The sequence below is a fragment of the Klebsiella sp. 141240 genome, from assembly GCF_050600805.1.
GTDB lineage: Bacteria > Pseudomonadota > Gammaproteobacteria > Enterobacterales > Enterobacteriaceae > Klebsiella > Klebsiella aerogenes.
Genome location: NZ_JAQIRK010000030.1, coordinates 1 through 14,399, shown reverse-complemented (window position 1 = coordinate 14,399; position 14,399 = coordinate 1). Strand labels below are relative to the sequence as shown.

The following is a 14,399-nucleotide window of genomic DNA, read 5'->3' as shown; positions in this document are numbered from 1 at the left end:
AAACACTGACGCACTCCATAACCACTGAAGTTATTAATCATATTATGATTGACATGTAGCGTAGACACTCATAGACTCACTTCTCAATCATAAATTTGCATGGCGTTCCGGATAATTAAAAAAAATGAACAAGAAAATTTGGTTTATGGAAGGTTTGTCCTCCCAGCGAGATATTATTCAGGGGGTAAAATCATTTGCACAAAAAAATAATTTTGCTATTACCGTATTTGCCTCCCACCGTAACGAAAGACATGAAATTCTTTCCGTTGCCGATTATTCTTTGACTGAACCTGAAGATCCTCAAAAACGTCTTCAGTTTATTCAGGAAACCATTCAGACCTACGGCATCCACCATATTCATACTGGCCGTAACAGCCAGTGGTTTGAAGAACACCGTTCAGCCATTGAATCGACCGGAGCCACCCTTACTACCGGTGCAACAGGCGTCGACTGGTTAACTCTGGCTGACGAAAAAGTTACTTTTGCTCAGTTTATGGAGCAAAACGGGCTCCCGGTCGTACCGTCCTGGCGGGTGAATACGCTGGCAGAATTAAAGACGCACCTCGCGGCCCCGCCGTTCTCGGACAGCCCGGTATGCGTGAAGCCGGTGACGGGTATCTATGGCATGGGATTCTGGCGCTTTGATGACAGTGCTTCGCCCATGGCCGTCTTTAATCATCCCGAACATCGTCTGGTCAGTCCGCAACAGTATATTGCAGCAGCATCGGCTTCTGAGTCGTTTAAACCCCTTGTTTTGATGCCGTACCTGCCAGGCCCGGAATTTTCCGTCGATATCCTCGCGGATAAGGGCGAAATACTCGCAGCCGTGGGACGCCGTAAGGAAGGGGCTATCCAGTATCTGGTAAACGAAGGAAGCGCCTGGGAACTGGCTTGTGACTGCGCCCGGGTTATGAAGGCCGACGGGCTGGTGAATGTTCAGACGCGAAACGATGTGAATGGCAACCCGGTGCTGCTTGAAACCAACATGCGTCCGTCAGGCGGGGTGGGTTATACCCTTCACAGCGGGGTGAACCTTCCCGGGTTGTTTGCTGCCTTTAAGCTCGGTCTGATGTCTGAAGATGCGGTGATCCAGAGCGCCAGAAATACCTTTTCTCCGGTTGCAGTGAGATCCATCACAGATGTCATCGTTTACCCGGAATCACTCTCTAACCATCTGAATTAAGGCGTGTTTATGTCTGATACCCTCGAAGATATGATTTATCGCCGTACCCTCTCATGCGGTACGATACAGGTAACCCGCGACCAGGGTGATGTTTCGCTCGATGACCTGTTTGATATCGCTGAAAGACGTAACCCGAAACGCGCCTTTCTGTTTGTCAGCAAAGTACTCGGCAGGCACATTCCCGTGCCACCCTCAGTCATGCGGCAGGCCTACAGACAGCTTGCCAGCCAGTTCCCCGCAACGCTGACAGGGCCCGTACTTTTTATCGGTATGGCTGAAACCGCCGTTGGGCTAGGGGCCGGTGTGTTTGATGAAGTGCGCCACCAGCATCGTGAATCTGTCTATCTGACCTCTACCCGTCACCCGGTTGATGGCACGTTACTTTGCGAGTTCAAGGAAGAACACAGCCACGCCACCGATCATCTGATCTATCTGCCAGATGATGAAGAGAAAAGACGTCGTGTTACCAACGCACGAACGCTGGTTTTGATTGATGACGAGGCAACCACCGGTAATACCTTTATTAACCTGCTTTCTGCCCTGCGTAATACCGGCAAGCTTCAACATATTGAACAGGTTATCGCCGTTACGCTTACCGACTGGAGTAGCAACGCCCTGTCGGAGCGCACATCCTTGCCCGTCACTTCGGTTTCGCTTGTAAGCGGTCAGTGGGGATGGACCCCATTACCTGATGCACCTGTCCCGGACATGCCGAAAGTCAACGTAACTTCACGCGGAGAATGGGACATCCTGGGAAAACAGTCCTGGGGTCGACTGGGGATGCTCGCACCTGCGGCCGATCTCGGCCATGAGGTCTCCGTCCGCAAGGGGGAACGTATTCTGGTTCTCGGGACCGGGGAATTCGTCTGGGAGCCGTTCCTGCTTGCTGAACGGCTCGAAGCTGCCGGAGCACAGGCACTTTATGGTTCGACCACCCGCTCCCCTATCGCCGTTGGTTATGCCATTGAGTCCGCCATTTCCTTTACGGATAACTACGGGCTGGGCATCCCCAATTTTGTCTATAACGTCGCCCACCAGCAGTTTGACCGTATTCTTGTGTGTACTGAGACACCCGCAGAAAGTATTGACACGCAGCTTCTTAAAGCCCTGGCTGAGGTTGCGCCCGTCGTGGAGATTGTTACCTATGAATAAACCCGTTGTTCTGAGCGACCTTGACGACACGCTCTTTCAGACCCGTCGTAAAATGGTGGACGAGCTGGCCCTGGAGCCATTCCGTACCGGTGCCGTTGATCGCACCCTGAATCCACGAAGCTTTATGACGGAAGAACAGTCCATGTTGGTGGACTGGCTCCTGGAGCAGGCTGAACTCATACCTGTTACCGCCCGGGGAACTGAAGAAATCAGCCGCGTCCGGATCCCTTTCCACTCCTGGGCAATCACCACGCACGGGGCCGTCATTCTCACGCCTGAAGGCAAACCCGACGAGGAGTGGAAGGCCCATATGCTTGGCCAGCTGGCTCCCTACCAGGAAAAGCTGACATCGATGCAGCGTCTGATCACTGAAATGATGGACGCAAAAGGGATCAATGCCTGGGCAAGGCTGAACTTCGAATACGGTGAAACGGCGGTTTATATGGTGATGAAGCACCGCGACAGCACCCGCCTTGACGAGCTCAATGCCATTGCAGATGAGATAGAAACGGTGTTTCCGACCGAGGGCTTCTACATCCACCGCAACAGTAATAACGTGGCCTGGCTTCCCACCCCGGTTGAGAAAGGGCTGGCCGTCAGATGGCTGCTTGAAAAACTTCGGGCTGAACGCGGAGTCTTCCCCGTAATTGGCCTGGGCGACAGCCTGAGCGATCATCGTTTTATGAAACTGTGCAGCTGGTTTGGCATCCCGCGTCAGAGTCAGTTTGCAGATGCCATTTCACAGCGAATTTTTGGAGAAAATTAAAATGCAGCCACATGACACATTTACCGGCTCATACCAGCCCGGTGACGTGGAATTTCTGCTAAAGCCGGTTGTCATTGAGATGACGCCGGTTGAGCAAAAAGAAGAGCTGATTCAGTCAGGGAAGAAACATTATTCGGACATGCTCAGTCAGGAGCCAGCGCCAACACAATGGCATCTTGATTTGTTTCACCGGGCGCTGGATCGGGGCGCAGAGAGACTTGCAAAAGAAGTCACACAGCTCGCTATTGCTCTGGCCAAACGCTTTGGTGATGAGCCCATTGTACTGGCCAGTCTTGTCAGGGCTGGCGTGCCGCTCGGCGTTATGCTGCACCAGGCCCTGCGTGACATGGGGAAAACCTCATGGCATTACGGTATCAGCATTATCCGGGATCGTGGAATTGACGGTGCAGCCCTCGACGTCATTGAAGAGCGGCATGGTACCAGCGGTATTGTCTTTGTTGACGGATGGACAGGTAAAGGCGCAATTACCGGAGAGCTTGTACGCGCACTGAAAGATCGCCCGGGCTATCCTGAGCAGCCGCGACTGGTTGTCCTGGCCGATCCCTGTGGCTGCTCCTGGCTTGCAGCCAGTGATGATGACTGGCTCATTCCTTTTGGCATCATGGGTGCGCCGGTGTCAGGCCTGATCTCCCGGTCAGTGTGGTCCTCTGAAGGATTACACGGGTGCATGGTTTGCGAGCATCTCAGTGAATTCGAATGCAGCCGGATGCTTGTCGATACCGTCGCTCATTTCCGTAAGAAGTTAACCCCGTCATCCCTCGCTCCCCTGAGCTGGAATACGGAGTCAGCCCGGATCTTATGGCAGACAAGTCGCGACGTTATCGCGTTCCTGGCCGATGAATTTAAAGTGGACAGCGTCAATCGTATAAAACCCGGTATTGCTGAAGCAACCCGGGCTGTATTACGTCGGGTACCGGACCATGTATTTGTGCGTTCTATTGACGACCCGGACGTTGCCTTGCTTGTAGGGCTTGCTCGTGAAAAGGGAATAGTTGTTACAGAAATGGGGGGAACCCTCGGCCAGTATCGGGCTGTAACCATTATCAAGAAGGTACTTTGATGAAAAATCGTCTTTCTCCCTGGAATCTGGGAGCCACGCTATACATGCCTGCAACACGGGAAGATATTGCTGATGCCGTCCTGCACGGGAAAATCCCGGGTTTGCGCTCTCTGGTGATTTGCCTGGAGGATGCTGTCAGTGAAGCAGACATCCCCGTCGCCCTCAAAAATCTGGAGCACCTGCTGCACGAGCTCAGTAACAGCATGCATAGCCTGGGTAAAAATGACTGGCCTCTGGTGTTCATTCGCCCCCGGCATGCCGAAATGGGCAGATGGTTAAAAGCGCATTATGATCTTTCCGCTGTCGACGGGTTTGTGTTGCCGAAATTTACCCTCAGTTCGTTAGCTGAATGGTGGGATATCATGGGCGGGACTCACCTGTGCATGATGCCAACGCTGGAAACAGAAGACGTCTTTGACGTGGTTCAGATGCGGGAGCTGGCCACCCGTCTGGTGGAACATCCCTGCCACGACCGCATTATTGCGCTTCGAATCGGCGGCAACGATCTTATGAACGTTGTGTCGCTTCGCCGTCCCCGGGACCTGACGCTGTATGACAGCCCGATGGGCTACGTCATCAAAATGCTCGTTTCGGTCTTCGGCCCGCGTGATTTTGCCCTGACCGCGCCCGTATGTGAGCATATTGACGATCATGCCGTAATGGCCAGAGAGCTGGCTCTTGATATGGCACATGGGCTTGTTGGGAAAACGGCCATTCACCCGGGTCAGATAGAGGTCATTCAAAACGCGCTGATGGTCACTCAGGGTGAGCATTCTGACGCTCTGCGGATCCTGAACTCTACCCAGGCCGTGTTTAAGTCGCAGGGAGCAATGTGTGAACCCGCCACACATCGCCGCTGGGCGGCTGGCATTCTGGACAGAGCTCGTTTTTATGGGTTACAGAACGAGCAAAGCGCTGATGGAATCAGATTACTTACCGTGACCCAGCATCATTAAGGAAATCATAATGGGGTTCAGATTCAGAAAGTCGATCAACATTATTCCTGGTGTTCGCCTCAACCTGAGTAACGGTGCACCGAGCCTGAGTGTCGGGCCGAGAGGTGCTTCTGTTTCTTTTGGAAGCCGGGGGACCTATGCCAATCTGGGCTTGCCCGGTACCGGGCTGAGTTACCGTACCCGGCTTGATCGGGCCGCGCGTTCCGGAGGTGGGAACCGGACGGCTACCGACCCGGGGCTCAGACAGGCGCTTGAGGAGGAAGCCGCTGATCTCATGTCAGCGGTGACCGCAATCCGTAATATTCACGAGCTGACGCCGGATCCTAAAACAGGCATCAGCTGGGCAGAGCTGGAAGCAGTATACCTGCATAACAGAACGTCGCCTTTTCAGGTTCCGGCACCGGTGCGTCCAGAAAAGCCAGACTATCTTGCATTGCCGGAAAAGCCTGCCGAGAGCGAAGGCATTAGTTTTCTGGGTAAATGGTTTGAATCGGAATCAGCTAAAGCTGAGCGCCACGCCGAAAATCTTCGCCGGTGGCAGCAGGAGCTGATTGATGTGGAGCGTGAGAATACCCTTCGACAGCACCGGTACCAGCAACAACGGACGGCCTGGGCCGAACAGTATGCAAACTGGAAGTTTGAGGCTGAAGAACATGAAAAACGGCTCGCCACGGCTCAGGCAGATGCCCGGCAGCAGTTCCGGACAGACGCCGCGTTTTTCGAATCATACCTGGCGGGTGTGCTGGCAGAAACTGAATGGCCGCGTGAAACGCTTGTTGCATTTGAAGTAAAGCCGGAGCTATCAGCAGTCCTGCTGGATGTTGATTTAGCTGAGATTGAAGATTTCCCTGATAAGATTTACGGCGTTAATGCCCGGGGCACGGAGCTGACGGAAAAAGCCATGACGCAAAAAGCCGTACGCGAAAACTATGCCCGCCACGTCCATGGCTGCTTGTTCCGCCTGGTCGGTATCGTTTTACATACGCTACCGTTCGACAACGTGATTGTGTCAGGCTTTACGCAACGGGTCAGTAAGCGGACCGGCTATCTGGAGGATGAGTATATCCTGTCCTGCAAATGCAGTCGCAGCCAGATGTCGTCAGTAAATTTTGCAGGCTTAGAACACATTGATCCGGTTGAAGCGTTAGGCGATCACCCGGTTATTCGAAAGATGAGCAGTACCTTCATTTTTCAGCCTATTGAACCACTAACCCTTTAAGCAGGCTAAATCTTACGATGCAATTAAATACCAGACAGGCCCGGATTTTTAAGCTTGCCAACTTACTGGGCACCGGCAAGCCCGTTTCCGCTGCCGACATTATAACCAGTCTGGAATGCTCAGAGCCGACATTAACCCGGGCACTCAAAGAGCTACGCGAGTCATATTCTGCGGAGATCAAATACAGCAAGGCAGGTCATTCCTACCATCTCGTTAATCCGGGCCAGCTGGATAAAAAGACCCTTCGCCGGATGAATGAAGCGCTCGCACAGAATGCTGAACTGAAAACCGGTGAGTCCACAGGGAAGGTCGTACTCGATAAGGATAAAAAAACAGCCGTGTCATTATCGCTACGCATGCGGATTTTAAGAAAAATTGACCGTCTGGCTGCGCTGAGTGGCTCGACCCGAAGTGAAGCGGTAGAGAAGCTGGCTCTGCACTCCGTTGATGAACTGATAAAAGAATACAGCGCTAAAAAGTCCTGACGCTAAATCTCAGACCGGGGTGAAAACCCCGGTTTTGTCATATTTCACCTCTGTATCTGCGTGACGGAGTTTTGATCTATTCTCCTCCCGCAATGTCAGCAGCGCCTTTCTGCCTACAAAACCTGGTGTCTTGACATCCTCTTGTGCTACACATCAATCTTTGGGCGATTTACACTCCATTCATGCAGATCTGTGATGTATGATGATTTTCATACATAAGAAAGTTTATTTTTGCCGGAGTTTTTTTCAGAAATTTATATTCCAGTACGGTCTGAATTTTTTTCTCTGATAAGAGGCCATTCACATGTCGGTAATTCAATGGTGGTTAACTTATTTCTTTAATGCCGCTTCTGAGTATTTAATCTCCACCCGACAGATGTCGTGCCGTTTTATCAAATCTACAAACTCTGGCCTCTTCCTGAAACTACTCTCCTCTTCCGATCTCTTAAGAAGGAATTACATTTGAGACGCTTACCCGTATATCTGCTACTCGACACGTCCGGCTCTATGCACGGAGAGCCTATCGAAGCGGTTAAGAATGGCGTTCAGACGCTGCTTACCACGCTGAAACAGGATCCGTATGCACTCGAAACGGCTTACGTGTCAGTGATCACCTTTGATTCTTCAGCCCGACAGGCAGTCCCCCTGACAGACCTCCTGAGTTTCCAGATGCCAGCACTAACAGCCAGCGGCACCACCTCTCTTGGCGAAGCGCTTTCCCTCACGGCCAGCTCCATTGCCAAAGAAGTACAGAAAACGACGGCTGACACTAAAGGTGACTGGCGTCCCCTTGTATTCCTGATGACGGATGGAAGTCCGAATGATGACTGGCGTAAAGGCCTGAATGACTTTAAAGCGGCCAGAACCGGCGTTGTTGTGGCATGTGCAGCCGGGCATGATGCCGATACCAGCGTCCTCAAAGAAATCACTGAAATCGTGGTTCAGCTCGATACAGCTGACAGTTCGACGATTAAAGCTTTCTTTAAATGGGTCAGTGCGAGCATTTCGGTAGGCAGTCAGAAAGTGGAGTCCAGCAAAAAAGAAGTGATCGGTCTTGAAGACCTGCCACCGCCGCCGCCAGAAGTAAACGTGGTCTTATAATTTTATTAATTAAGGGGATGTCATGTCTGTCAGTCTGAGCAAAGGCCAGGGCGTAAGCCTGAAAAAAAATGAATACGATCTCTCGTCCGTTACTATCGGCCTGGGTTGGGATATTAATGAGGAAAAGAAAGGTTTCCTCGGCGGGATCTTTGGTAAAAAAGAAGAAGAATACGACCTTGATGTGATCGCTTTCCTGTGTAATTCAGCCGGAAAGGTGACCGATCTCGGCAATGTGGAAAATGGTAAACCAACGCTTGTGAATGGCGATATCATCTTTTTCAACAGCCTTCGCCATAAGTCAGGAAATATCTGGCTGACGGGCGATAACCGAACCGGAGCCGGTGATGGTGACGATGAGCAAATTATTGTGCGCCTGAATTCCCTTGACGCTCAGTACGAGAAAATTGTGTTCATCGTTCAGATCTACAATGGTGAAAAGCTCCAGCAGCACTTTGGTAAAGTTCAGAATGCCTTCATCCGGGCAGTAGATGCCCGTAATATTGAAATGGCACGATTCGATCTTTCTGGCGGACCCGCCTTCGCCAGCCAGCGCTCCATGGTTTTTGCCGAGCTGATACGCGAGGCTACAGGCTGGAAACTCAGGGCAATTGGTGAGCCTTCAGAATCAGATTCGTTTGTCTCGCACCTGAGGAATTACATGTGATGCGCCGCCTGCCTGTTTACCTTGTTATCGACACATCCGGCTCGATGCGCGGTGAGTCCATCCATTCCGTTAACGTTGGAATTCAGGCGATGCTTAGCGCTCTTCGCCAGGATCCCTACGCCCTCGAAAGCGTTCATATCTCCATTATCACCTATGACAATGAGGCGCGTGAGTTCATTCCTCTCACGCCGCTGGAAGACTTCCAGTTTTCTGACATCGTTGTGCCAAGCGCAGGCGGGACGTTCACCGGTGCTGCCCTTGAATGTCTGATGCAGTGTGTTGAACGGGATGTACGTCGCTCAGATGGTGATACAAAAGGAGACTGGCGTCCTCTGGTATTCCTGATGACTGATGGAACCCCTTCTGATGCCCTGGCGTACGGTGAAGCGGTAAAAGCGATTCGCGGCCGGGGATTCGGATCCATCATTGCCTGCGCCGTTGGTCCTAAAGCAGGCCATGAGCACTTAAAACAGCTCACCGATAAGGTTGTGTCTCTGGAGACGCTAGATTCAACCGCGTTTGCAGGTTTCTTTAAATGGGTATCGGCCAGCGTGTCTTCCGGCAGCACAAGCGCGGGGATCAATAACGGAACTGATACCCTTCCCCCTCCTCCACCAGAAATCCAGCTGGTGCTCTGACAGACAGAAAGGTGCTGCTTTCCGGGCAGCACCTTTCTGTACAGCAACGTTTTCTGCTGGCCGTACCAGCCGTACGAGGAAAATTATGAGACGCCTTCCCGTGTTTTTTGTCCTGGACTGTTCAGAGTCCATGATTGGTGAAAACCTGAAAAAAATGACTGATGGTCTGCAAATGATCATCGGAGATTTAAGAAAGGATCCACACGCACTTGAAACAGCCTGGGTTTCGGTAATCGCATTTGCCGGTGTAGCCCGTACGATTGTACCTCTTCACGAAATTGCCTCGTTCTACCCTCCCCGCCTTCCCGTTGGCGGCGGTACGAGCCTTGGGGCCGCATTGCGTGAGCTGACCGTACAAATTGATACCCAGGTCAGAAAAACCACTCATGAGGCTAAAGGCGACTGGAAACCCGTCGTGTATCTCCTTACCGACGGACGTCCGACTGACGACACAACCGCAGAAGTGAAGCGCTGGAAGGATCACTACGCGAGTAAAGTGAATCTCATTGCCGTTGGCCTGGGGCCGTCAGCGGACCTGAATACCCTGCGGCAACTGACAGAGAATGTCATGCTGTTCACCGAGTCTCAGGAAGGGGACTTTACCCGCTTCATCAAATGGATCACAGCCTCGGTTACGGCGCACAGCCGCAGCGTCGGAGACGACAAACAACCTGAGCTCAGCCAGACTGAATACATAGTCCGGCTGGCCAAGGACGAGCCAGTAAAAGCGTACGACGAAAACTGCGTTACGCTTACCGGCCGTTGCAGCAAGACCCGTCGTCCGTATCTGATGAAGTATGAACGGCCACCAGCAAGGATTTCCGGGCTCGATTTCAGCCTGAACCTGAACAGCTTTAATATTGCCGGATGCTATCCCATCGATGAAGACTATTTTGCATGGTCAGATGCCACCGCTACCGGTTTGCAGGTAAACACCAGCGAACTGCATGGCGTACCGGGTTGCCCTCACTGCGGTAATGCCAGTGCGTTTGCCCTGTGCTCATGCGGAAAATTGCTGTGCATTGACGGCCCGGATGACGTGATCTGCCCGTGGTGTGAAACAGGTCTGTCATTCAGCAATGATGGCGGAAACACTAACTTCGACGTAAACAGAGGGAGAGGTTGATGTCGCAAAATGTTTTACTTGAAGAGAAGATTATCCGCTTAGTGCTGTCTGAGCTGGGCCACCCTGTAGAAGGTGAGCGGCTTTTTCTTCTATCGCACGACCCTTCCCTTACTGAAGAGATTATGCGGCTTAAAGAGCGGATTGAGAGCCTTGCACAGGGTTTATCTGCGCGGGTTAGCGAAGGTTATAACGACGCAGAGATCGCCCCCTCGTCAGCATCCAGCCTTTCCGATCAGCAACAAACGGTCGTAAGTGATGCTGATAACCCGGGCATTGACGCTACCGATACACCATTACTGCAACCCCTGCCAGAAAATGAACCTCATCCTCCGTTCTGGAAGCTGATGCCTTATTACGAATTTGATAAACCAGCACAGAGGGAAGACGAAAACCTGTCTTCCCTGGTATTAAAACCCGGGCAGATACCGACAGGCCAGCAGCGGGCCGGATTAGCTGTGCCACCTGCCGTTCCCCCGAGAGCTAAAATAGTTATTCCCAACGCCCGCGCAGGCGAACGTTTCTCTTCGCCGGTTGCTATAGTTCTGGATGAGGGCCAGCAGGCTACTGTCAGGGACGTTGTCTTTCCCAGGAACATTGGCCTGACCTTTGACAAAGAGCATAAGTTGCTGACAGGTACACCCACCGAAAGCGGCGATATAGAGCTTTCAGTACTCTGGTCATGCGCTTCGCACGACGAATGCGAAACAAAACAGCTTTTTATAGTCAATCCCGATCCGAGAAGCCTGTGGAAGGTGGTAGAGCCACCAGCAGACGCTTCCTACCCTAAGTCCCATCTGGACGCTGCTGGCCTGGTCAGGGGTGACATACGTATTGCTGCCGCCAGTCGCCGGGGACGATCTCATGAGCATGCCGGGAGCTTCAGAGATGACGACTTCTATATCAACCACTGCCAGGAAACAGGATGGTCTGTCATGCTGGTCGCAGACGGGGCCGGTAGTGCGGTAAATTCCCGGGAAGGCTCCCGGATTGCAGTCCAAACGGCTGGCGATTACCTTTTCAATCAGCTCAGTGGTTTGAAAGGCGTCCATCTAAAGCAGCACATCACGGCGTGGGAAGGGAGCGATCAGCAGGCAACCATAAACGCCATGCTTCATCATTTTAAACAGGCAGCTACGCTCGCGGTCAACAGTATCCAGAACGAAGCCATTTGTGCAGAACAACCTGTGAAATCCTATTCAACAACCCTACTGGCAACTGTAGCGCTACGAACTGATAACGAGCTGTTTGCGGCTGCATTCTGGCTTGGTGATGGTGCGATAGGTGCATACAGCCCTTCCGGTAAAGTCAGGATACTGGGAAATCCCGATAGCGGAGAATACGCAGGACAAACCCGCTTTCTTGACCAGAGCATTATCGCAGACCCCTCGTTTAGCGGCCGCATCAGCGTGGGTAAATGGAATGATGTATCTCACTTGATCCTCATGACAGATGGCGTATCAGACCCTCTGTTTGAGACAGATAACGGGCTTCGCAGTGACGAAAAATGGACCCGTCTCCTTGATGAGCTCATCCCTGTCCTTACAGACGCCAGTATTGCGCCTGAGAGGTTAGGCGACTGGCTTAACTTTTTCTCCACAGGGAACCACGATGACCGCACTATTGCGGTGTTGTGGTAAGGGATACGCTTCTTCGGTGATCAATATGGCAAATATTGTTACGTGCAAAACAAAGGACGGCGAAACAGTCCAGTATGTTGACGAGGTAATTGGTTCGGGCTCGATGAAGGATGTTTACTTCTCGCCTGATAAATCATACGTCGTCGCTTTTTATCATAAACCGCAGAACGAGCAGGCCCGGGATCGGATTGATATGATCACCGGACGCTACAGGCAAAACATTTTTGGCCAGTCCGGAGGTGAATACTGGAAGGACCTGTTTTGCTGGCCGACCCACGTTGTTGAGCATGGGGATAAAATCGGCATCGTGGTTCCAACCTACAAAAGCTACTTTTTCTTTAAATACGGCTCTAAAAACGATGATTTTCTTGGCATAAAAGGCCGTGAAAAGGAAGGCAAATGGTTTGCCAGCGCCAGCAACCAGAATAAATTTCTCGACCCACGTGAACGAGGCAATACGCTTACCTATCTCAAGGTCTGTCTGCTGCTAACAAGAGCCGTCAGAAGGATGCATGCGGCAGGTCTCTGTCACAGCGATCTAAGCTATAAAAACGTGCTTATCGATCCAGAAATGGGACATGCCTGCATCATTGACGTAGACGGCCTGGTTGTCCCTGGAAAGTATCCTCCCGACGTCGTGGGCACCCCGGATTTTATCGCTCCGGAAGTGGTGAAAACCAGCCATCTTTCCAAAGAGGATCCGAACCGCGTATTGCCAAGCATTTCTACTGACCGTCATGCGCTGTCGGTGCTTATCTACATGTATCTGTTCTTCCGTCATCCGCTACGTGGCGGAAAAATACATGACATGTCGGATGAAGTACGTGATGAGACCTTATCTATGGGTGAGAAGGCACTCTTCATTGAACATCCGACAGACAAAAGCAATGCAGTCAAAGTCAGTCAGCTATCCTCCTTTTCACTGCCCTGGGCTGACCCGGAGAAAATTCCTTACACCATCATGGGCCCTTATTTGACGCCTTTGTTTGAACGCGCCTTTATTGATGGCTTACACGATGCCAATAAACGCCCGACCGCCGATGAGTGGGAAAGTGCCCTGGTTAAAACAGTCGATCTGATACAGCCCTGCCAGAACAAGGCGTGTGAACAGAAATGGTACGTTTTCTCAGGTAAGACAAAGCCGGTTTGTCCCTACTGCGGTACGCCATACAAGGGTAAATTACCGGTTCTAAATTTATATTCATCCCGAAAGGAAGGCAGTTATCGTCCTGACGACCACCGGTTGATGGTGTGGAGCGGGCAGTCAATCTATGCGTGGCATGTGAATCGCCTCATTGCGCCAAATGAGCGCACAACCGATGCACAAAGGAAACGAGTTGGGTATTTTGTTTTCCATAACGATCAGTGGTGGTTAGTAAATGAAGGCATAAATGGGCTTATGTCATTACCGGATAAACGACAGATTGCCATTGGGGAAAAAATTGAACTGACGAATAACGCTCAGTTTGTTCTGTCAAAGGAGGAAGGCGGCAGGCTGGTCGTCGTTCAGTTAGTTGAAAACTAACGGACGCCCATTACGACTAAAACGTTCTGGCAGCATACTGAACCTGTTTAATGAATCACTATATTAAGCAGTGTCAAATTTAAGCTGCCAGAAAAAACTGACTGTCTGTGCCGGATATGCGGTACACCGCCTGCGGCAAGGGTTTAATGCGCAAAGCCCAAGTTATTTATAAAAGTGAATAGTTTTGTGACTCTACCCTGCCGCTCTTCTTTCCAGTGTCATGGTTTTTAACATCTGAAATACTGACATTGTTAAGCCGGTGATTGTAAAAGGCGATGCGGACAATCTCATGAAGATATTCAAGTTCGTTTTGTGTCAAGGACTGGCCTTCCTGGGTTTTTGAAATCATTTCCTGCCAGCAGATCAGTCTTTCGTAACTGACATGTTCGCTGTTTTCCAGGCAGTGCAACCTGAAATAGCGAAGGAACAAAGGAAATTCATCGGTCTGAGCGATGTCATAAGCCCGAACCGTTAACCGACACAGACATACAATCGTATCCTGCTGTAACCTGACTAGCGCGTTATGACTGCCCGGAAGGATATCAGGCAATTTCATCTTACAGTCAGCAAGGCGCTGAAGAAGAGGCCCTTCCTCTGAAGGCTCCCGTCCCCGATACTCCTGAAGAGGTTCAGATTCAAGTTCATGCATTAATGGATGATATAGCCATTCCCGGGAACTGGTCTCATCAATGATCAGGCTTTCAATGCACTCACTGTATGTTGTTTTACGTCGCCCGAGCTGCACCTGACTGATTTCATATTCAATATCAGTGTCAACGACGGATGAAAAGTGATCCACTTATATCTCCACCAACGGCCCAATATTGATCCACCGTTTTACTCAGGATTAGCTTCAGCTATAACCC

At 51.3% G+C, this 14,399-nt stretch carries 14 protein-coding genes; 13 read left to right on the top strand and 1 reads right to left on the bottom strand.

Annotated elements, in window-relative coordinates; translation table 11 throughout:
- The first annotated feature begins 124 nt into the window (after nucleotides 1-124).
- The 13 genes from PGQ95_RS25325 to PGQ95_RS25265 all read left to right on the top strand — a co-directional run bounded on the left by PGQ95_RS25325 (nucleotide 125) and on the right by PGQ95_RS25265 (nucleotide 13,533).
- Entirely contained in the window at nucleotides 125-1,183 is a 1,059-nt protein-coding gene (locus PGQ95_RS25325; RefSeq protein WP_001035162.1) for an ATP-grasp domain-containing protein, read from the top strand.
- A gap of 9 nt (nucleotides 1,184-1,192) precedes the next feature.
- The gene (locus tag PGQ95_RS25320) at nucleotides 1,193-2,335 is read left to right on the top strand and encodes a phosphoribosyltransferase domain-containing protein (RefSeq protein WP_001285478.1); all 1,143 of its coding nucleotides are present in this window, start codon (nucleotides 1,193-1,195) and stop codon (nucleotides 2,333-2,335) included.
- Nucleotides 2,328-3,101, top strand: a complete 774-nt coding sequence (locus PGQ95_RS25315) for a hypothetical protein (RefSeq protein ID WP_001040059.1) — start codon at nucleotides 2,328-2,330, stop codon at nucleotides 3,099-3,101. The genes PGQ95_RS25320 and PGQ95_RS25315 overlap by 8 nt, the downstream gene beginning before the upstream one ends.
- 1 nt (nucleotide 3,102) lies before the next feature.
- Complete coding sequence (locus tag PGQ95_RS25310) at nucleotides 3,103-4,182, top strand: cysteine protease StiP family protein (RefSeq protein ID WP_001182411.1); 1,080 nt, start codon at nucleotides 3,103-3,105, stop codon at nucleotides 4,180-4,182.
- A complete protein-coding gene (locus tag PGQ95_RS25305; protein ID WP_000797366.1) occupies nucleotides 4,182-5,138 on the top strand; it encodes an HpcH/HpaI aldolase/citrate lyase family protein in 957 nt (318 codons plus the stop codon). The genes PGQ95_RS25310 and PGQ95_RS25305 overlap by 1 nt, the downstream gene beginning before the upstream one ends.
- 10 nt (nucleotides 5,139-5,148) lie before the next feature.
- On the top strand, nucleotides 5,149-6,357 hold the full coding sequence (locus PGQ95_RS25300; RefSeq protein ID WP_000506887.1) for a DUF4236 domain-containing protein: 1,209 nt from the start codon (nucleotides 5,149-5,151) through the stop codon (nucleotides 6,355-6,357).
- Between the two features lie 17 nt (nucleotides 6,358-6,374).
- The gene (gene terW / locus PGQ95_RS25295) at nucleotides 6,375-6,842 is read left to right on the top strand and encodes a tellurium resistance protein TerW (RefSeq protein WP_001176767.1); all 468 of its coding nucleotides are present in this window, start codon (nucleotides 6,375-6,377) and stop codon (nucleotides 6,840-6,842) included.
- Between the two features lie 462 nt (nucleotides 6,843-7,304).
- Entirely contained in the window at nucleotides 7,305-7,943 is a 639-nt protein-coding gene (locus PGQ95_RS25290; protein ID WP_024179285.1) for a vWA domain-containing protein, read from the top strand.
- Nucleotides 7,944-7,965: 22 nt separating this feature from the next.
- Complete coding sequence (locus tag PGQ95_RS25285) at nucleotides 7,966-8,607, top strand: TerD family protein (RefSeq protein WP_000116681.1); 642 nt, start codon at nucleotides 7,966-7,968, stop codon at nucleotides 8,605-8,607.
- On the top strand, nucleotides 8,607-9,245 hold the full coding sequence (locus PGQ95_RS25280) for a vWA domain-containing protein (protein ID WP_001253658.1): 639 nt from the start codon (nucleotides 8,607-8,609) through the stop codon (nucleotides 9,243-9,245). Before PGQ95_RS25285 ends, PGQ95_RS25280 begins: the two co-directional genes overlap by 1 nt.
- 85 nt (nucleotides 9,246-9,330) lie before the next feature.
- Entirely contained in the window at nucleotides 9,331-10,371 is a 1,041-nt protein-coding gene (locus tag PGQ95_RS25275; protein WP_001253653.1) for a TerY-C metal binding domain-containing protein, read from the top strand.
- Nucleotides 10,371-12,008: a PP2C family serine/threonine-protein phosphatase gene (locus PGQ95_RS25270; RefSeq protein WP_000081622.1), complete on the top strand. Its 1,638-nt coding sequence runs from the start codon at nucleotides 10,371-10,373 to the stop codon at nucleotides 12,006-12,008. The genes PGQ95_RS25275 and PGQ95_RS25270 overlap by 1 nt, the downstream gene beginning before the upstream one ends.
- Before the next feature lie 25 nt (nucleotides 12,009-12,033).
- Entirely contained in the window at nucleotides 12,034-13,533 is a 1,500-nt protein-coding gene (locus PGQ95_RS25265) for a helix-hairpin-helix domain-containing protein (protein WP_001284313.1), read from the top strand.
- Between the two features lie 166 nt (nucleotides 13,534-13,699).
- Here the strand turns inward: PGQ95_RS25265 and PGQ95_RS25260 are convergent, their stop codons facing one another.
- Nucleotides 13,700-14,332 (bottom strand): hypothetical protein, encoded by a 633-nt coding sequence (locus PGQ95_RS25260; protein WP_225519953.1) that lies wholly within the window; start codon nucleotides 14,330-14,332, stop codon nucleotides 13,700-13,702.
- Between the last annotated feature and the right edge of the window lie 67 nt (nucleotides 14,333-14,399).